18 protein-coding genes are annotated in these 19,175 nt (G+C 44.3%); 2 read left to right on the top strand and 16 right to left on the bottom strand.

Features of this window, described 5'->3' with window-relative positions; translation table 11 throughout:
- From CYL18_RS00395 to CYL18_RS19145, 6 genes are all read right to left on the bottom strand, one after another.
- Window positions 1-2,196: a RelA/SpoT family protein gene (locus CYL18_RS00395; RefSeq protein ID WP_104847495.1), complete on the bottom strand. Its 2,196-nt coding sequence runs from the start codon at window positions 2,194-2,196 to the stop codon at window positions 1-3.
- Between the two features lie 215 nt (window positions 2,197-2,411).
- Window positions 2,412-2,924: an adenine phosphoribosyltransferase gene (locus CYL18_RS00390; protein ID WP_104847494.1), complete on the bottom strand. Its 513-nt coding sequence runs from the start codon at window positions 2,922-2,924 to the stop codon at window positions 2,412-2,414.
- Window positions 2,915-5,275, bottom strand: a complete 2,361-nt coding sequence (recJ, locus tag CYL18_RS00385) for a single-stranded-DNA-specific exonuclease RecJ (protein ID WP_104847493.1) — start codon at window positions 5,273-5,275, stop codon at window positions 2,915-2,917. Before recJ ends, CYL18_RS00390 begins: the two co-directional genes overlap by 10 nt.
- Before the next feature lie 76 nt (window positions 5,276-5,351).
- Window positions 5,352-5,615: a LapA family protein gene (locus tag CYL18_RS00380; protein ID WP_104847492.1), complete on the bottom strand. Its 264-nt coding sequence runs from the start codon at window positions 5,613-5,615 to the stop codon at window positions 5,352-5,354.
- Between the two features lie 134 nt (window positions 5,616-5,749).
- Window positions 5,750-8,014, bottom strand: a complete 2,265-nt coding sequence (secDF, locus tag CYL18_RS00375) for a protein translocase subunit SecDF (protein WP_104847491.1) — start codon at window positions 8,012-8,014, stop codon at window positions 5,750-5,752.
- Window positions 8,015-8,253: 239 nt separating this feature from the next.
- Complete coding sequence (locus tag CYL18_RS19145) at window positions 8,254-8,562, bottom strand: post-transcriptional regulator (protein WP_161497047.1); 309 nt, start codon at window positions 8,560-8,562, stop codon at window positions 8,254-8,256.
- Window positions 8,563-8,695: 133 nt separating this feature from the next.
- Here CYL18_RS19145 and spoVB point away from each other — a divergent pair, with 133 nt between their 5' ends.
- Entirely contained in the window at window positions 8,696-10,261 is a 1,566-nt protein-coding gene (gene spoVB, locus CYL18_RS00365) for a stage V sporulation protein B (RefSeq protein ID WP_104847489.1), read from the top strand.
- 5 nt (window positions 10,262-10,266) lie between these two features.
- Here spoVB and CYL18_RS00360 read toward each other — a convergent pair whose 3' ends face one another.
- On the bottom strand, window positions 10,267-10,926 hold the full coding sequence (locus CYL18_RS00360) for a DUF421 domain-containing protein (RefSeq protein WP_104847488.1): 660 nt from the start codon (window positions 10,924-10,926) through the stop codon (window positions 10,267-10,269).
- Between the two features lie 121 nt (window positions 10,927-11,047).
- Here CYL18_RS00360 and CYL18_RS00355 point away from each other — a divergent pair, with 121 nt between their 5' ends.
- Window positions 11,048-11,482 carry a TIGR04086 family membrane protein gene (locus CYL18_RS00355; RefSeq protein ID WP_104847487.1) on the top strand — a complete coding sequence of 145 codons (435 nt, stop codon included), beginning with the start codon at window positions 11,048-11,050 and terminating at the stop codon, window positions 11,480-11,482.
- A 27-nt stretch (window positions 11,483-11,509) separates the two neighbouring features.
- Here CYL18_RS00355 and yajC read toward each other — a convergent pair whose 3' ends face one another.
- From yajC to safA, 9 genes are all read right to left on the bottom strand, one after another.
- Entirely contained in the window at window positions 11,510-11,806 is a 297-nt protein-coding gene (gene yajC, locus CYL18_RS00350; protein WP_104847486.1) for a preprotein translocase subunit YajC, read from the bottom strand.
- A 39-nt stretch (window positions 11,807-11,845) separates the two neighbouring features.
- Complete coding sequence (gene tgt / locus CYL18_RS00345) at window positions 11,846-12,985, bottom strand: tRNA guanosine(34) transglycosylase Tgt (RefSeq protein WP_104847485.1); 1,140 nt, start codon at window positions 12,983-12,985, stop codon at window positions 11,846-11,848.
- Window positions 12,986-13,009: 24 nt separating this feature from the next.
- Entirely contained in the window at window positions 13,010-14,038 is a 1,029-nt protein-coding gene (queA, locus tag CYL18_RS00340; protein WP_104847484.1) for a tRNA preQ1(34) S-adenosylmethionine ribosyltransferase-isomerase QueA, read from the bottom strand.
- 24 nt (window positions 14,039-14,062) lie between these two features.
- Window positions 14,063-14,269 carry a DUF2905 domain-containing protein gene (locus CYL18_RS00335; protein ID WP_104847483.1) on the bottom strand — a complete coding sequence of 69 codons (207 nt, stop codon included), beginning with the start codon at window positions 14,267-14,269 and terminating at the stop codon, window positions 14,063-14,065.
- The gene (gene ruvB, locus CYL18_RS00330; RefSeq protein ID WP_104847482.1) at window positions 14,266-15,267 is read right to left on the bottom strand and encodes a Holliday junction branch migration DNA helicase RuvB; all 1,002 of its coding nucleotides are present in this window, start codon (window positions 15,265-15,267) and stop codon (window positions 14,266-14,268) included. The genes CYL18_RS00335 and ruvB overlap by 4 nt, the downstream gene beginning before the upstream one ends.
- Before the next feature lie 11 nt (window positions 15,268-15,278).
- Window positions 15,279-15,893: a Holliday junction branch migration protein RuvA gene (gene ruvA, locus CYL18_RS00325; RefSeq protein ID WP_104847481.1), complete on the bottom strand. Its 615-nt coding sequence runs from the start codon at window positions 15,891-15,893 to the stop codon at window positions 15,279-15,281.
- Between the two features lie 158 nt (window positions 15,894-16,051).
- Window positions 16,052-16,603, bottom strand: coding sequence for an intercompartmental signaling factor BofC (locus CYL18_RS00320; protein ID WP_104847480.1), 552 nt, complete (start codon window positions 16,601-16,603; stop codon window positions 16,052-16,054).
- Between the two features lie 69 nt (window positions 16,604-16,672).
- Window positions 16,673-17,644 carry a phosphotransferase gene (locus CYL18_RS00315; RefSeq protein ID WP_104847479.1) on the bottom strand — a complete coding sequence of 324 codons (972 nt, stop codon included), beginning with the start codon at window positions 17,642-17,644 and terminating at the stop codon, window positions 16,673-16,675.
- On the bottom strand, window positions 17,641-19,014 hold the full coding sequence (safA, locus tag CYL18_RS00310; protein ID WP_104847478.1) for a SafA/ExsA family spore coat assembly protein: 1,374 nt from the start codon (window positions 19,012-19,014) through the stop codon (window positions 17,641-17,643). The genes CYL18_RS00315 and safA overlap by 4 nt, the downstream gene beginning before the upstream one ends.
- Window positions 19,015-19,175 lie beyond the last annotated feature (161 nt).

Here is a 19,175-nt window from a genome sequence, read left to right as displayed (position 1 = left end):
CTAACTCATTAGCCTTCTTACGGAATAAATATCCGGAATTTGCTTGATTCGATCGACGACCTTCTGTAAATGAGACACATTATAAATAGAGATCGACATAGTTATTGCCGCGCTTTTGTTGCGGTCCGTACGTCCTGAAACTGCGGTGATGTTTGTTTTCGTCTCACTGACAGCCTGAAGCACTTCATTTAAGAGTCCGTTCCGGTCAAATCCGCTTATTTCAATGTCCACATTGTACTCTTTCCGGTCTGACAAGCTGCTTTCCCATTCAACTGGGATGATTCTCTCCTTGCTTTCCTCATCCAGCACGTTTACGCAATCAGCACGGTGGACAGAGACACCCCGCCCTTTCGTGATGTATCCGACAATTTCATCACCAGGCACCGGGTTACAGCAGCGTGAGAGACGGATAAGCATATTATCGATGCCCTTCACCCTGACCCCGGAATCTTTTTTCTTCGTTGTCGGAATCATTCGCAGCTCGCTCACCGCATCAAGCAAGCTAACTTCTTGCTCCTTCTCCCTCTTCTTGCGGAGTTTATCCGTCAGCCTGGTTGCGATTTGCGCAGCAGTGATGCCATTATAGCCAACGGCAGCATACATATCTTCTTCGTTGGCGAAGTTAAACTTCTCTGCTACCTTTTGCAGGTTTTCAGGAGTGTAAACATCCTTTATGTCAAAGTCTAGAGCCTTTAGCTCTTTCTCGACCAAATCCTTACCCTTTTCAATATTTTCCTCGCGGCGCTGCTTCTTAAAGAATTGCCGTATTTTATTTCTTGCCTGTGATGTCTTGGCAAGCTTCAGCCAGTCTTGGCTTGGTCCATATGAATGCTTAGAGGTTAATATCTCGATGATATCTCCTGTTTTCAAGACATAATCGAGCGTCACCATCTTGCCATTGACCTTCGCGCCAATTGTCTGGTTGCCGATTTCCGAGTGAATTCGATAGGCAAAATCAATTGGCACTGACCCAATTGGGAGTTCAAACACATCTCCTTTTGGCGTAAATACGAAAACCATATCGGCAAATAAATCTAGCTTCAGGGATTCCATGAATTCCTCGGCATTGGTGGATACGTCCTGGAATTCTACAATTTGTCTGAACCAGTCAAGCTTCTTATCCATTCTTTGCGTGGATGTAAGGTCCTTGCCTTCTTTATATGCCCAATGGGCTGCAATCCCATATTCCGCTGTCCGATGCATCTCAACAGTCCTGATTTGCACTTCGAGCGGTTCTCCCTTCGGCCCGATGATGGTCGTATGAAGAGACTGGTACATATTAGCCTTAGGCATGGCAATATAGTCCTTGAAACGTCCCGGCATCGGCTTCCAGCATGTGTGGATGATACCAAGAACCGCATAGCAATCCTTGATGCTGTTCACGATTACCCGCACAGCCAGCAAGTCATAAATCTCCTCGAATTGCTTCTTTTGAAGGACCATCTTCCGGTAGATGCTGTATATATGCTTCGGCCTCCCGAAGATATCGGCATGTATTGACACCTCTGCGAGCTTATTCTTCATCTCCGAGATGACATCAGACAAATACTCTTCCCGCTCAGCACGCTTTTTCTTCATCAAATTAACGATACGGTAATATTGCTGCGGGTTTAAATAACGCAGTGCAGTATCTTCAAGCTCCCATTTAATTGTGGAGATTCCGAGCCGGTGAGCAAGCGGAGCAAAAATCTCCAATGTTTCATTGGCAATACGGCGCTGCTTCTCAACAGGCAAATGCTTTAATGTCCGCATATTATGAAGCCTGTCAGCAAGCTTAATCATAATGACACGAATGTCCTTTGCCATGGCAATAAACATTTTTCTGTGATTTTCCGCCTGTTGTTCTTCTTTTGATTTGTATTTGATCTTACCGAGCTTTGTTACGCCATCAACAAGAAGCGCGACATCCTCATTAAAGATGCGTGTGATGTCCTCTAGCGTTACCTCAGTGTCTTCCACGACATCATGCAAGAATCCGCCTGCGACCGTGAATGTATCCATCTGAAGGTCTGCTAGAATGGCTGCGACCTGTACAGGATGAATGATATAAGGTTCTCCCGATTTACGGTACTGTTCCTTATGAGCTTCCCGCGCGAATTCGTAGGCATTCTCCAGAAAACCCACTTCATCTTCGGTCATGTAGTTGCTTGCTTTGTCAAACACTTGCTCAGCGGTATATATTTGTTCGTTTGCCATGAGATCACCTTTTACTCCGTATTTCCACTTTTTTGCCTTTACTTCTATATAAAAACCAATTCAGGTTATGCTTAAAAATGAGGATTGTATCTATTATCTTCAAAAAAAGTTTTCTTGTAAAGTAACGAATGACAATTTAGAGAATAGTTTTGTCAATAATCTGTTATCTCTATGAGAAAAGGCGTTCTATCGCGAGAACGCCTGTTAATATATGCTTAATATTCCATTAATGTGAGGATATCATAGCCTTCAAGCTTTTCACGGCCCTCAAGATACGTCAACTCAACCAGGAATGCCAGACCTGCTACGACACCGCCAAGCTGTTCAACGAGCTGGATTGTCGCATCCATTGTACCGCCTGTTGCAAGAAGGTCATCTGTAATCAGCACACGCTGCCCAGGTTTAATGGCATCTTTATGGATGGTCAGGACATCTTTTCCATACTCCAAACCATATTGTACCTTGATTGTTTCCCTTGGAAGCTTTCCTTCCTTCCGAACAGGAGCAAAGCCAATCCCCATTGCATAGGCAACTGGGCATCCGATGATGAATCCGCGAGCTTCCGGTCCAACAATAATATCGATTTCTTTTTCTTTGGCAAATTCGACAATCTTATCTGTCGCATCTTTATAAGCGGCGCCATTTGCCATAAGAGGAGTAATATCCTTAAATTTGATACCTGGTTTTGGCCAGTCCTCTACGATTTCTATATAATTCTTTAAATCCATTGCTTTGTTTCCTCCTTGTAATCATCACGAGATCCAATCTGTTGGTTGAAGTATTGGTATAGTTGATTGGATGGGGCATACAATAATTCCTGCTCCAATTCTATTCGTGCTTTTCGTGCTTGATAGGCTTTGGACTCTGTTAGATCCCTCTTCGGGCTATTCTTCTCTAAACTAATAAGTCCGTTTCTTATTGTAACAAATTCCAGCTCAAAAAACACCTTTGTCATAAAATCGATTGTATCTTTTGGCCAGCCCTTGAAATGAGTGATCCGTTCAGCCATATCTTTGTAATCCATCGGTCCTTTTTTCAGCAGCATCGCATAATACCATTTAAACTGCTCCCTCGTAGGAAACGCTTTAAAGTAATCATCCCCGCCGTTTCGGAAGTAAAGATATACCCTCGCCGGAGCTTTGCCCTCAAAAAGTGACTCAATTATACCTTTTTCATGCGGAAGGTCCATTAGGGCGATATTAAATCCATCAAGCTCCTCTGCCTTAGCCGCATCCGCATTCTCGATGAAAATACCTTCATCCTCCTGTGCAAGTAAAGCTCTGCTCTCCTCGCTGAAAAGAATGATCTTGCGTTTTTCAGGTATAGATGCTGGGTTGATAGCTGTTTTTGCATTTCCGCGGCAATCGAACAGCTGCCAATCCGTAACAGAAAGATCTTGAAGGAACAATTGAGGCTTCTTCAAATTATTCCATTCATTTATCGCCAATTCTCCAATGGCTGATACCCTCGCATAAGGAGATAAATGATCACAGACTTCCCCTAGACCGAAGCCGATACTATCTAATTGTACACCATTTTCTTCAAGAGCAAGCTTTAAATGCGTTTTATCCGCTCCAATTTTTCGCATGCTTGCCACGCTTGCCCCTTCAATCAGGATGCGCGGCTTCGGATTCTGCATACCATAAGGAGCCAATCCTCCCATTTGGCCGATCAGCGCCAAGGAAATCTCCTCGATGGAGATGACCCCATCTATTTCCGTTACGGGCTGGAAATCTTCCTCCGTAAGAACTTCCTTGGCTTGCCTGCAAAGACGTAAGCGAAGCTCATCCACATCCTCCGTGCGAAGCGTCATTCCTGCTGCCATTGGATGCCCGCCAAAATGAGGGAGGAGTTCCCGGTTTAATGATAAATTCTGAAAAAGATCAAATCCTGGAATGCTTCTGGCAGACCCTTTAGCCATCCCTTTTTCCCGGTCAATACTCAATATGATGGTCGGACGATAATATTTTTCCACGAGCTTGCTGGCAACAATTCCAACAACCCCCGGGTTCCACCCTTCCTTCGCAATCACAAGAACGGGAAATTCCTCAGGAGGGAAGCGGCTCTCCACCTCAGCAATCGCTTCATTGGTAATTTCCTTCACGATGGATTGGCGTTCCTTATTCAAGAAATCTATTTCCTCTGCAATCCGCTCTGCTTCTTCCTGGTCATTAGTAAGCAGGAGCTCAACAGCCGGGTCTGCATCTTCTAGGCGGCCGACTGCATTAATTCTTGGAGCAATACCAAAACCAATCGAATCCTCGTTAAAGCTATCCATGGTGATACCTGCCTTTTTATATAAGGCAAGCAATCCAGGCCTTTTCGTCTTCTTTAATGCCCGCAAGCCTCTTAAAGCAATAAGTCGATTCTCATCATGAAGCGGAACAAGGTCAGCAATCGTTCCAATCGCTGCAATGCCTATCAACTCCTCAGGGAGCTCACCTAAAAGGGCATGTGCTAGCTTCATCGCTACTCCAGCTCCAGCAAGCTCAGAAAACGGATATGTCTCTCCAGGCTTTTTCGGATGCAGAATTGCCAACGCCTCAGGTAAAACCGGTCCTGGTTCATGGTGGTCCGTTACAATGTAGTCCATGCCAAGTTCCTTCGCTAATTGCGCTTCCTCAATGGCAGAGATTCCGCAGTCAACCGTTATCAAAAGGGAAGTTCCCATTTCTTTGATTTTCCGGAAGGCATCCTTGTTTGGTCCATACCCTTCTGTAAAGCGATTGGGAATATACCAATCAACCTGCTCTGCACCAAGCTGGTTCAAGGCAAGCTTCAAAACGGTCGTGCTGCTGACGCCATCGGCATCATAATCCCCGTATATCGTGATTTTTTCATCATTCTTGACTGCCTTGACAATCCTCTTTACGGCCTCTTCCATGCCGGATAGAAGAAACGGATCATAGAAATCCTGTTCTGCAGCATATAAAAAAGACCGTGCAGCATCTACGGTCTTTATACCTCTGTTGACCAAAAGCGCAGCCACAATCCGCGGCTGATTGAGCTCATTCATTAATGTATTGATAATCGTTTCATCAGCTTTTTTTAATAGCCATCTCGTTTTTGATTGTAACATTACGTCACCCCTCTGACTTACCTATTATAAAAAAATAATGTCAAAGGTTCAATCCAGGAAGCACAAAATTTTCTTCTTAGTCATACTGACCTTCTTCACGGACCGGTTCCTTACCATGCTTTTTCAGTTCTTTCGTCAAGTGAAGAATCCTGACCGCAAGTGCCGAACCAACGATTGCGCCCCCCATTACAACAGAACCAAGTATGACCAGGATAAGCGGCCAATGCGCCGTTCCGAAAACATAATTAACTGCGACATCCTCCACGTTTGCAACTGCAAAGACTGCTACTATTACCGTAAATACAATGCCGAGTATAACGAACCATTGCAGTTTCCTCATTCCACACACCCCTTCCCGCTTCGAGAAATTAATCGGTATTAATCTATTCCCTTAACAGCGAATAAATAGACATGTACCTGGCGGATGAAAAAAGGCAGCCCGATTGATCGGACTGCCATTAGTACACTTCATCCTTATACTTGCGGCTGGTCGGATGAAGCTCTTTTTTCTTTGTAAGTTTTCAATGTTCCTTTTTTCTTCAGTTCCCTGCCTTTTAAAATAGCGTACAATGGGGATGCAATCAAGACAGAGGAATACATGCCAGTAATAAGGCCAATCAGTAAGGCAAGGTTGAAATTCCAAATGGATTCGCTGCCAAAGATCATCATGGCGATAACAACGACCAGAACTGTGATGACCGTGTTGAAAGAGCGAACCAAAGTTTGCCGAATACTGATATTAACGATTTCGTTCAGTTCTGCCTGTGTCTTAATACGCTTTTTCAGGCGCATATTTTCACGGATACGGTCAAAGGTAACGATCGTATCGTTGATAGAGTAACCGATAATCGTCAGCACGGCTGCGATGAAGGTTAAATCTACTTCTATTTGGAACAAGCTGAAGATTGTAATAATCATAAAGGCATCATGCAAGAGCGCCAGCACAGACGGCAGGGCCATTCTCCATTCGAAACGGATGCTCGCATAGATAACGATGCCGATTGAGGCGATTGCAGTCGCAATCAAAGCATTTTTAGCCAATTCTTTCCCGATGGTCGGAGAGACCGTATTTACATTTGGATTATGGGCATATTTTTCTTCGAAGTAGGTGCCAAGTTCCGCAATTTCGTCTTTATTAAATACCTGTTTTGTCCTGACAACGACGGATTTATCCTCATTGCCTGTCAAGACAACATCCTGAGCAACAATACCATTCTTCTCAAGATCGCTATTGATTTCATCAACAGAAATCTTTTCATCTGATGTAATCTGGATTCTCGATCCGCTTGAGAAGTCTATGCCTAAATTCATGCTTCTCACAAATAAAGATCCAATACCGATTAACGTCAGAACAATAGAGAAGATAAAGAATTTCTTTGCTGGTTTGACGAAATCCCATTTATCAAATCGCGTCGGCAAATATTTGTCCTTCTTAAACTCATCTAAATCATGAATATCTTTCTTCTTAACGCCAAACCAGCCTGGTCGGGTATCTAGAAGATTACTGTTTACCCAAAGCCCCATAATGAGACGCGTGCCATAAACAGCCGTGATGAAGCTCACTAAAATACTGACAATCAAGCTTGTCGCAAAGCCCTTAACTGAGCTTGTCCCATAGATGAACAAGACAGCTGCGGCCAGTAAGGTCGTTAAATTGGCATCAAAGATGGTGGATAAGGAGTTTTTGTTTCCTTCCTTGAACGCCGCCTTAATTGTCCGGCCCTTCTTAATCTCATCTCGAATCCGTTCGTTGGTAATAATATTCGCATCGACGGCCATCCCCACCCCAAGAATGAGGGCAGCAATACCCGGCAATGTTAAAACAGCATTCATCCAGTCATAGACGAGAATAATCAAATAAACATACGCTGATAGCGTGACAACTGCCACGACACCCGGCAGTCGATAATATAAAATCATAAACAGGAAGATGGCTAAAATACCAATCATACCGGCAAATAATGTACTGTTGAGCGCTTCTTCCCCGAAGGATGCGCCGACAGACGTAGAGTATATCTCTTCAAGCTGAACCGGCAGTGCTCCTGCATTCAGGACTGAGGCAAGCTCCTTCGCTTCTTCAACCGTGAAGTTTCCAGATATCATGACCTCATCTGAATTAATCTGATAGTTCACGTTAGGAGCAGAAATGAATTTCGGATTTTCCTTTGCAACTTCCGCTTCATAGGAATCCTTACCTTCTTCAAAATCAAGCCAGATTACGAGCTGATTATTTGGGGCCATTGCCAGAATTTCCTTCGTAACCTCGCCGAACTTCTTCCCGTCCTTCAGCTTAACAGAAACTACAGGCTGATTCGTCTCATCATAGCTTTGGCTTGCTCCGCCCTCTTCTAAATCGCTTCCATCAAGCATGATTTTATCATTAACATCACGGAAGGTCAGATTGGCAGAGGTGGATAGAATTTCACGAGCATTTTCCTGATCCGCTACACCAGCAAGCTGAACACGGATCCGATTATCATCCTCAATGGAAATGGATGGCTCACTTACGCCAAGAACATTAATCCGGCGGTCGAGCGCGCTAGCAGTTGCTGACATCGTATCATTATCAATTTTCTGGCCTTCTTTAAGAGGCTCTACCTTGTACAACACTTCGAAGCCGCCCTGCAGATCGAGGCCCAGTTTTATATTCTTCATCACATTTTCTGTCGTTCCAAGCATCGTTCCGCCTAATACGAGAACAATGAGCAAGAAAGCAACTATTCTGCTTCTTTTTACCATTATGTAAATTAGCCTCCTAATTGAAATTTTCCGATTGAAGCAGCATAAAAGGACGCTATGCTTGGTAAAACATGTGCCTAGTTGATTCAATCAAAAAGATTGGTTTCCTATAACGTTCTTATTATGAAAGATTGCGTGTTCAGTGTCAATTTGAATCCACAATATATGGAAATATTTCGTGCCATTGGCGCAAAATTCCGAACACATATGGTTGACCGTCCATAGACAAAACAGGCTTATCAAGAGAATAAGTCCTTAAACTCCTCAAGCCCCGCAGCAATATCCTTTTTCATATTTTCTCCTTCTACCATGGCCGTTGTAGTGGCAAAAAGCATATAATCTGATACCTTCACCCTCATAATGTCTTGGATAATTTCATATGGCCGCGCATCTGCATTCGCCTTTTTCCATTTTTTCTGAATCAGGTAGTTCCAAATATCCTCCTCCGTAATATCCGGATAACCAAGCAAGTTGAACTCATCCTGCTTGCTTTTGAGCGCAGGGTACATTTCTTGACGGTATTTCTCATATGGGTGTTTATCTTCCACAATCTTCATCCCCCAAGCTAAATATAGTATGTATTTTTCACTAAATCCTTGAAGCTTGTCATGGTTGGCCCACTCGGCTGCATATAGATTAATTGTAAAGGATTGAAGCTCTTTTGAGAAGGTGGGGAAATGAATGTCTAGTTTTATAAGAGGTACTGTCATCTTGATGATAGCAGGCCTGATTACGAGAGCACTCGGTTTTTTAAACCGGATCGTCATTGCCCGCTACATAGGGGAAGAAGGCGTTGGATTATATATGATGGCATTGCCTTCCTTATTTCTTGTCATTGCCGCTGTTCAGCTTGGCATGCCAATCGCCATCTCAAAATTCGTGGCAGAAGCGACCGCTCGAGGAGACCACCAAAAAACGAAGAAAATACTTGTCGTTGCCTTATCTGTTACCGGAGGCTTATCGATTATCTTTACCCCTATTCTTTTCTTGCTCGCTCCTTACCTTTCAACTCATGTTTTTACAGATTCAAGGACGTATCTTCCTTTGATTGCCATAATCCCGATCATTCCGATTGCAGCCATTTCTGCAGTTTTGCGGGGATATTTTCAAGGCAGACAGAATATGAAGCCCCATGCAATTTCCATGGTGGTTGAACAAGTCGTGCGCATCTCCATGATTGCCGCATTAACAAAAGCATTTTTGCCATATGGCATTGAATATGCTGCAGCTGGTGCCATGATTGCTTCCGTGATTGGAGAGCTGGCATCACTTCTTTATTTGATGTTGATGTTTAAAGTAAAAAAACCATTTCGACTTCGTAGGAAATTTATGCACTATGCGGCCAATGGCAAAGATACGCTGATGGAATTGCTGTCTATCTCCATCCCTGCAACAGGAAGCCGGATGGTGGGATCCATTACATGGTTTATCGAACCGATTGTCGTTGCCAGAAGCCTTGCTGCTGCCGGTGTCGCCACAGGGGTTGCTACAGCCCAATATGGGGAACTCGCGGGCTATGCCGTGCCTCTGTTGATGCTCCCTTCCTTCATCACCATTTCTCTTGGTGTGTCACTCGTACCAGCCGTCAGTGAGGCGTATTCAAAAGGGAATATTAAGCAGGTGGTCCATCGCATCCAGCAGTCCCTTCGCCTCTCTTTCCTGAGCGGGACGCTTGCAGTGGTCATTTTATTTGTTTTGGCCTATCCAATTATGGAGGCGGTTTATCATAATGAGCATGCAGGTGTATATGTCCGGTTCATGGCTCCCTTCTTTATCTTCTTTTTCTATCAGGGTCCATTAAGTTCAACCCTGCAGGCGTTGAATATGGCCAAAGCAGCCATGTTTAACAGTATCATCGGTTCATTGACGAAAATCATTTTGATTATAACACTCGTTGCCCAGCCATCCTTTGGCATCATGGGCGCGGCCATTGCCATATGCGTCAGCACAGTACTTGTGACCATGCTTCACTTCGCATCCGTCATGAAAAAAATCAGCTTAACCATATACCTGCATGAATATTTGATGGCACTCCTCGTGATGGTCTTTACCGGAATCCTTGGCCATATGCTGTATTTCAACTGGCTAACAGATGTACCTGCCATGAATCGCATTCTCATCTCAGCAGCTGCTATGGGCGGCATCTTTTTGGCCGGCAGCATGGTAACAGGGATTGTCCGCAGGGATGAAATCCGAAGAATTCCAATCATCGGGCCCCTCCTTGCCCCTTTAACACCCTTTAAATAGTTCGGTTATTCTTTTTTATAAATACGTAAATGATTATCCTCGAGACTGCATAGAAATACACTCTTAATATCAGGATGCCCAGATCTCTTTAATTCTTCCATGAGCCAGCCTTCCGATTTACCGATTCCATGGAGATTGTCTTGTATGACTCTCCCATCCTGGATAAGGGTTATAATCGGTGCTGGCTTTGGTTTACTAATAATGCTATTCTCTGTAAATTCATAAACAGAAAGCTTCCCGGACGCCTCAACAATCCCAAATTCAACCTCACTGATCTTCCTTACCCCATTCTCTCTAAGCTGCATCAATAAGTCTTCAAGATTATAGCGAAGCTTTCTCATCGCCTTTTGGTTGATTATTCCATTATGAATAAGCACGGTTGGCTCCCCATCAATAACCTTCCGCAGAAAGGGAATCTTCAAAGAAGCATAAGCAACAGTCATTTGGATGATAAATAAAATGCTAATTGGCAAAACGGCATTAAAGACAGCCTCGTCATAATTTTCAATACCGATAACCGCAATATCCGCAATCATGATAAAGACAACTAAATCTAGCAGGCTTAATTCCCCGATTTCCCGCTTTCCCATAATCCGAAATACAAGAAAAATCAAGACATATAGAAATAAAGTTCTCCAAATAATGGTGAGAAAATCCATATCCATTCACCGCTCCCTTTTTTGAATATAGCAAGTAATAGTATTTGCCTAAAGAGAGTTCATCAATCACATTAATTAATGGTTGTACTAAAAATCCATTCTAAATACACATGAGCTGAATAAAGTAATGGTAGGACATACTTTTTTGGTTAAAAAGGAGCTGGTTCTCATCGAAACGAGAAATTTAGGTTCAGCCATTCTTTATGGAGTTGTGACCATTTTCATCATGGCTGCCGTATTTAGCCTGTTCTTCTCCCTAATCCTGCGATTCACAAGTGTCGCAGAATCCTCCCTGACGTATATCATCATGGTTCTCTCTTTCCTCACCCTCTTTATCGGCGGTTTTATTGCCGGCGGAAAAGGAAAAAAACAAGGGTGGCTCCTTGGGGGCGGAACAGGGCTCATCTATACGCTAATCGTGTTTCTCTATCAATACCTTGGTCTTGATTCCTTATTTACAACCAAGCAGCTCATCTATAATGCCTGCTTCATCCTTACTGCGATGATGGGCGGTGTGCTTGGCGTAAACTTGAGCGGAGGTCCAGATACGAAAAAAACCTAGTCCATTAGAATGGACTAGGTTTTTTCATTATTTGTCTGTTGCTGTGTCAGCAGCTACAGCTGCTTCTTTCTTCTGAACCACTTGGCTGACGCTGCGTTTTTCAAACGTTAAGCGTGAACCATCTGGACTCTTAAGGATCACTTTATCTGCGTCAACAGCATCCACTGTGCCGTGTAAACCGCCGATAGTAACAACCTTATCTCCTTTTTGAAGCTCATTTTGCATTTTGACTGTTTCTTTTTGACGCTTTTGCTGTGGTCTAATTAATACCAAGTAGAAGAACACCAAAAGAATGATTGGCAGCAAGAATTGAGAAAATGCCATGTTCTATTTCACTCCTTTCTGTAACTTGTTTATCAAAGGTTAGAAGTTTTTCGCATTCGGCTTATTGAATCCGTATTTCTCAAAAAATTCTTCCCTGAAGTCCCCAAGCCTGTCCTCCATGATAGCTTGTCGAACTTGTTCCATTAATTTTAACAGAAAATAGAGGTTATGGTAAGAGGTTAAGCGTATTCCGAATGTTTCGTCACATCTAATAAGATGGCGAATGTAGGCACGTGAATAGTTTTGACAAACATGGCAATCGCAATTCGGATCAAGCGGACCGAAATCCAATGCATATTTGGCATTCTTAACGACCAATCTTCCTTCAGAGGTCATTAAGGTCCCATTACGGGCGATACGGGTCGGAAGTACGCAGTCAAACATATCAATCCCGCGAATTGCTCCGTCAATCAAGGAGTCCGGTGACCCTACACCCATTAAGTAACGCGGTTTATCAGTTGGCAAATACGGTGTAGTGAATTCAAGCGTACGGTTCATGACATCCTTCGGTTCCCCTACACTAAGTCCGCCGACGGCATATCCAGGGAAGTCGAGGGATACCAGATCTTCCGCACTTTGGCGGCGAAGGTCCTCATATTCTCCTCCTTGCACGATACCGAACAGTCCTTGATCTTGCGGACGAGCATGTGCCTTCAGGCAGCGTTCTGCCCATCTTGATGTCCGCTCAACGGATTTTTTCATGTAATCATACTCAGCTGGATATGGAGGGCATTCATCAAAAGCCATCATAATGTCCGAACCAAGGATGTTTTGAATCTCCATTGCTTTTTCAGGGGAAAGAAATAGCTTATCCCCATTGAGGTGGTTGCGGAAATGTACGCCTTCCTCCTCTATTTTTCTAAATTCACTCAAGCTAAACACTTGGAATCCGCCTGAATCCGTCAAAATAGCCCGGTCCCAGTTCATGAATTTGTGCAAACCGCCGGCTGCCTTAATGACTTCCGTACCTGGACGGAGCCAAAGATGATACGTGTTGCCGAGAATGATGTTCGCACCCATCTCCTTTAATTCCTCAGGAGACATCGTTTTTACCGTCGCGAGCGTGCCTACAGGCATGAACGCAGGTGTGTCAAAGGAGCCATGTGGCGTGTGTACACGCCCAAGTCTCGCTCCTGTTTGTTTACATGTCTTTATTAATTCATATCGTATAGCTGTCAATCTTTGTACTCCTCTCAAAAAATCTTACTTAATAAACATAGCATCGCCAAAGCTGAAGAAGCGATAGTGTTCTTTAACGGCCACTTCATAGGCGTTAAGCACATGCTCACGTCCTGCAAGCGCACTGATCAGCATAATCAGTGTTGACTTAGGAAGATGGAAATTGGTAATCATTCCATCAATCGCCCTGAATTCAAAGCCTGGATAGATAAAAATATTTGTCCATCCGCTCGCCTCAGCGAACTTCCCGTCATGATCCCTTGTGATGGTCTCAAGCGTTCTTGTGGATGTCGTGCCGACGGAATAAATCTTGCCGCCCTCATCCCTTACCTTAGTCAGAAGCTCCGCTGTCTCCGAGCTCATCTGATAGAACTCCGCATGCATATCATGCCCCTCAATCGTATCAGAAGATACAGGACGGAACGTCCCAAGGCCTACATGAAGCGTGATAAAAGCAATGTGGACACCCATAGCCTTGATTTCCTCTAGAAGCTCCTCTGTAAAGTGAAGACCTGCAGTAGGGGCAGCTGCTGATCCTTCCTCACGCGCATAAACGGTTTGATAACGGCTGCGCTCTGTAAGGCGTTCCTTAATATAAGGAGGAAGCGGCATTTCACCGAGTTCCTCAAGCACCTCGTAGAAGATACCATCATAGCGGAACTCAAACTCTCTCCCTCCATGCTCAAGCTCACCAACGCAAACAGCGGTTAACTGACCGTCACCGAAGACAACCTCAGTACCCACTTGGATACGTTTCGCAGGCTTAGCCAAGGTTTCCCAAACATCGCCTTCAATTTGTTTCAAAAGAAGCAGTTCGATATTGGCCCCCGTGTCCTTCTTCGTTCCGTAAAGCCGTGCAGGAAGCACCTTCGTATCATTCAGGACAAGACAGTCCCCCGGTTTCAAAAAGCTTGTAATCTCTTTAAACTTAGTATGCTCCAAATTGCCTGTTTGCTTATCAAGAACCATTAACCGGCTCTCTGCCCTTTTTTCAAGAGGGGTTTGCGCGATAAGCTCCTCAGGCAAGTGAAAATCAAATAAATCCACTTTCATGATGACACTTCCATTTCCAAATACTTATTTAAATCTTCCAATGATGTATAGCAATCCCGATAAGACGACACTGACAAGGATTGAGGTCATCACCGGAAAGTAAAAAGTGGTATTTTCCTTCTTGATGATGATGTCACCCGGCAAACGGCCGAGCTTAATGAACTGCATCAAAAATCCGACAGCAAAAATAACCACACCAATTATCATAATCGTTTTTGGCAATTGATTCATGGATTTGGCACCTCGATGTTAAAATGCCTGTATACATGATCTGTCACAATACGTCCTCTTGGTGTCCTCTGCATAAACCCTATCTGCATCAAATATGGCTCATATACATCCTCTATTGTTCCAGATTCCTCACCGATGGTTGCCGCAATCGTATCAAGTCCGACAGGGCCGCCTTTAAACTTTTCAATGATGCCAAGCAGCAGCTTCCGGTCAATTTGATCCAAACCAACCTTATCGACTTGCATGAGCTCAAGTGCATAATCCGCCAGTTCAAAAACAATATTCCCATTTCCTCGTACTTGGGCAAAATCACGGACACGTCTTAGCAGGCGGTTCGCAATCCTTGGCGTTCCGCGCGAACGGCGGGCAATCTCGCTTGCTGCATGCTCATCAATCTCTGTATCCAGAACCTGGGAAGTTCGTTTCACGATTTCCCGTAATTGAATTTCCGTATAGTACTCCAGCCTGGATACAACCCCAAAGCGGTCGCGAAGGGGCGCTGAAACAGAGCCTGCTCTGGTCGTTGCACCTACCAGCGTAAATGGGGGAAGATCAATTCGGACTGATCTCGCACCCGGTCCTTTGCCAATAACAATATCAAGACAAAAGTCTTCCATTGCCGGATAGAGAACCTCCTCCACGGATTTAGGCAAGCGGTGAATCTCATCGATGAAAAGAACCTCTCCCGGCTGGAGTGCACTCAAAATCGCAGCCAGGTCACCCGGCCGTTCAATTGCAGGTCCGGAGGTTGTTCGAAGAGCTACACCCATTTCATTGGCTATAATCGCGGCGAGCGTTGTTTTCCCGAGCCCTGGAGGCCCATATAAAAGGACATGGTCAAGGGCTTCCTCCCTCATCTTGGCGGCATCAATGAAAACACGCAAATTCTCCTTCACCTTATCCTGTCCGATATATTGGTTTAGGTTTTGCGGTCTGAGACTGAACTCAAAAGCCTCTTCCTGGTTTTGCGCTTCTATGTCCATGATTCTCTCATCCATGTTCTTACCTCCTATTTCAGCATGAGCTGCAAGGCATCCTTAATGTACTCTTCGGTTGTTTTCTTTTCTTTCTCAAGCTGTGCAACAACCTTCTTGATTTCCTTGCTTGAATACCCTAATGCCTCAAGCGCCAGCAAAGCCTCTTCCAGCTCGTGATTCTTCATGCTGTAACTGCTCATCTCTTTTCCGCCTTCGGTAGAGAATAAATCCGGGAAGGCATCAGGCGCCACATCATCAAGCTTGCCCTTCAAGTCGAGGATCATTTGTCTGGCTGTTTTCTTCCCGATTCCCGGGAACTTCACGAGGAACTTCTCATCCTCTGCTTCAATAGCCTCGACGACTTGGTCAACACGTCCGGTCGCAAGCACCGCGAGCGCACCCTTCGGACCAATTCCTGTCACATTCAATAGCTTCATAAACAGCTTCTTCTCTTCACGAGACGTAAAGCCATAAAGTGCGACCGCATCCTCTCTGACATAATGATGGACATATATCTTTTTCTCTTCATCCCCGCCGGAGAACACGAATGGATTAGGTGCCTGAATCAGGTAGCCAATCCCATTTGCTTCTATCACTATATATTCAGGACAGACATAGTCTACCCTGCCTTTGATGAAATCGTACAACTTGACCTCTCCTCTTTTTCGACTGTAAACCATTGTACCATACTCTATTTATCCATCACACTCAACTCAGCACAAATGTTTGTATTTTTATCATCAGGCATCATCTGCAGGATAAAAAAAAGACAAACCCCTTATCAAAAGGAATTTGTCTCGGTTCTTTAGTGCAAGGTTTTCATCGTCGAAATGGAATAGGGCTTATAAGCCTCCAAAAACTGCTTATAGCGTTCTTTGTTCTCAACTTTGACACCCTTCAACAGCTCTGTTTGCTGGCTCGATTCAAGCTTTTTCATGTCAATTTGATAAAACGACTGAATGACCTGGTCTTTCACAGGCTTGCCGTTAAAGATGCTGATTGTTCCATCTGCCTTGATTCCAAAATATCCATTACCCTTTAAAAGAGGGGAGATATCGTCCACATAAGTTTGGAATACAAGCTGACTGTCATTCTGGTCAACTAGCAGCCATTTATCATATTTCCGCCAAAAATCATCCATTGAAATAATGGTTTCTTCAAACGTTTCTTCGCTTATTTCTCCATCTAAATAGACACGCTGCAAGATGATTGTCCGCTGAATCGGAACCGGCTCGCCAACCTCAACGGATGGATTGACCGCAGCCTTTGCCACGAAATCTTGAACAGGACCTACTGTCCCTTGAATGCCAAACAAAGACAACAATAACCATGCTGTAATAAAGCCGCGTAACCTCATCCTCTTACACCCCATCCCATCATCATAATTACTCTCATGAACTAGTATGTCCGGGATGCAAGAAAATTATTACAGGCCGGCAACAGTACGTTTGATTTTCTTAAAAAAGCGTCTTCTCTCCTGAAAATCATTGAGTGTGTGGTCGTACATAGACTTCATCCTTCGCCGGTCGGTCCACAAGTTCTCCCGGCACACCCGGTTCCACTCACGGTAAATATCCGTCGGATAAGCAAGACCCATCATAAAATGACGATGGTGCCTATATTCACGAAAAGGCAGCATCCCAAGGATTTCCTCTATAGAATAACCATTATAGACTAATAGCCTGTTTGCGTATTGAAGATCATCAATGATCGCAGGAGCCCTCGCCATTAAATCGAAGTCGATCATGAAGAGCTTCCCGTCGTTCCTTCTTAAAAAGTTATGATGGGCCAGGTCGCCATGAATGATGACGGGTTCATCTCTATTTCCAATTTCCTCCCCCAAAAGCCCCTCAAGTGCCCATTTCCCCATCGAAACGTATTCCTGAAACACAGCCTCCGGTATGAACGGCTTGATTATCGTTTCATTGCTTTTAAATTCCGCCAGACGTTCTTTCCATTTGCCCACTTGATTGAAGGGCTGGTCAGGAACATGGCTTAGGAGGTGAGAGACGCGCTTCGATGCGGCATGCATTTTTTTCAGCAGGAGGAGTCCTTCCAGCCGCTCTTCCTTATTTCGGTAGCTGAAGGCTTTTTCATGTGGCTGGATGTAGGTCAGAAATCCAATGCTGCTCCCAGCATAACCAAAAGGGGGAAAGGCTTCGCTGAATGTGTAGGAACGATGGAAACCAGCCTCTCTCAGGAAAGTCAGGAATTCCATTTGCATTAAAAGACTGCTCTCATTTTTGAATTGCTTTGCTACAATCAGCCTGCCCTTTTCTGTTTGAACAAGCATTAATCCCGGCTTAATTTGAGTCATCTTCCTGATGGAAACGTTCAATTGATTAAAATAAGAAAGGAGACAGCCCTTAAGGGTGCCTCCTGCACGTTTTCCGCTCATGATTGGCCTTCTTGCTCACTGCTTTCTTCATCGTCAGCTCCCGGCATATCAAAAGCTGCAGGATTAATACGAGGAATCATTTGTGAAGCATGGGGATTATAGAACGGCACGCTTTCAGCGCTTCCTTGCATACCGCTCACTTCTTGATAGGGCGTCTGTTGAGCCGCATATGGATGTTGCACATTTGAACTTTGAGCGCTCTGCTGCTGCATCATTTCTGGATATTGTTTGCTTGACTGGGTAATCGGCTGATAATAAGCTCCCTGTCCGCTCACTTGCTGGGAAGGAGTAAACCCGCATTGCGGCGTGTATCCATCAAACGGCATGTAAGCACCGTCATGATGACTGCTCGATTCATAATCATGATGGCCATGCATCATTCCATCATGAACCCCCATTCCATATGGCTGCTGATATTGGCCGTATCCATACGTCGGCATAACCGGCTGGTAAGGCATCTGATATGGCTGCTGCATTGCCCCTTGAGTCATTTGCCCTTGCATCATTTGTCCTTGTTGCGGCATTTGGGCTTGAGTCATTTGTCCTTGCTGCGCCATTTGAGCTTGAGTCATTTGCCCTTGCTGCATTTGTCCATGACCGTATGGTGAGTACTCCATAGATTCATGGTCAAAATGAAAACTTTCGGCCGTATAATCTACGCATTGCGTATTCATCATAGGTGTATACATCGGCATGGAAGTGATTGGCTGCGCCATATATGGCATCTGATATGGATAGCATGGATTATACATCCACGGATAACAGCAAGGATTATAATACGAAACCACAGGCTGGCAATACTCATACTGAGGCACCGGCATTGGCACTGGCTTCGGCATTGGCATTGGCATCGGCTCTGGTGACTCTACTTTCGGCATTTCTTTGATTGGTTGTTCCTTCAGAATAACCGGCTCCTCTTTCTTTGGCTTTTCTTTATAGATTGGCATCGGGGGCGGCACTTCCATCTTTGTCATATTCATTAGGTAATAGTTGTTGATATCAATTTCCGGTATGACGGGCTTTACTGTCTCCTTCGGTGCAATATACGGCATTTTTGGCATTTCCTTGACGGCTTCCTTCTTCTCTTTATACTGGATCGGCATTTCTTTTGCGGCTGGCTGCTTCAACGGTTGAGGCTTAACTTGTGTCATATGTTGAACAGGGGCTTCCTTAACACCGAAATTCACCTTTGTATCCATTTCTTTCTTGGGAGAAGAATTCGTTTCAGGTATTTTAATTTTCATTCCGGGCATAAGCATATCTGGATTGCTAAGCTGTGAGTTTGTTTTCTTTAACAGTTCGAAATTCACTCCATACTTCTTAGCAATCTTCCATAATGAGTCGCCTTTTTGGACGATATGAATCTTCACGCCTAATCCCTCCTTACACAATGTCCGTATATACTATGATTGATTGGGCAGATTGCTATTATGTTTCAAGAAAATTTATGCGTCACCCTTTCTATTTATGAGAAAAAACCCCTATGTTACAATGAGGACAAACTAGGAAAATAAATTTCCAAAAGAAAATA

Origin of the sequence: Pradoshia eiseniae, from assembly GCF_002946355.1 — a bacterium.
Taxonomy (GTDB): domain Bacteria; phylum Bacillota; class Bacilli; order Bacillales; family Pradoshiaceae; genus Pradoshia; species Pradoshia eiseniae.
This window is presented reverse-complemented; position numbering and strand designations above follow the sequence as displayed.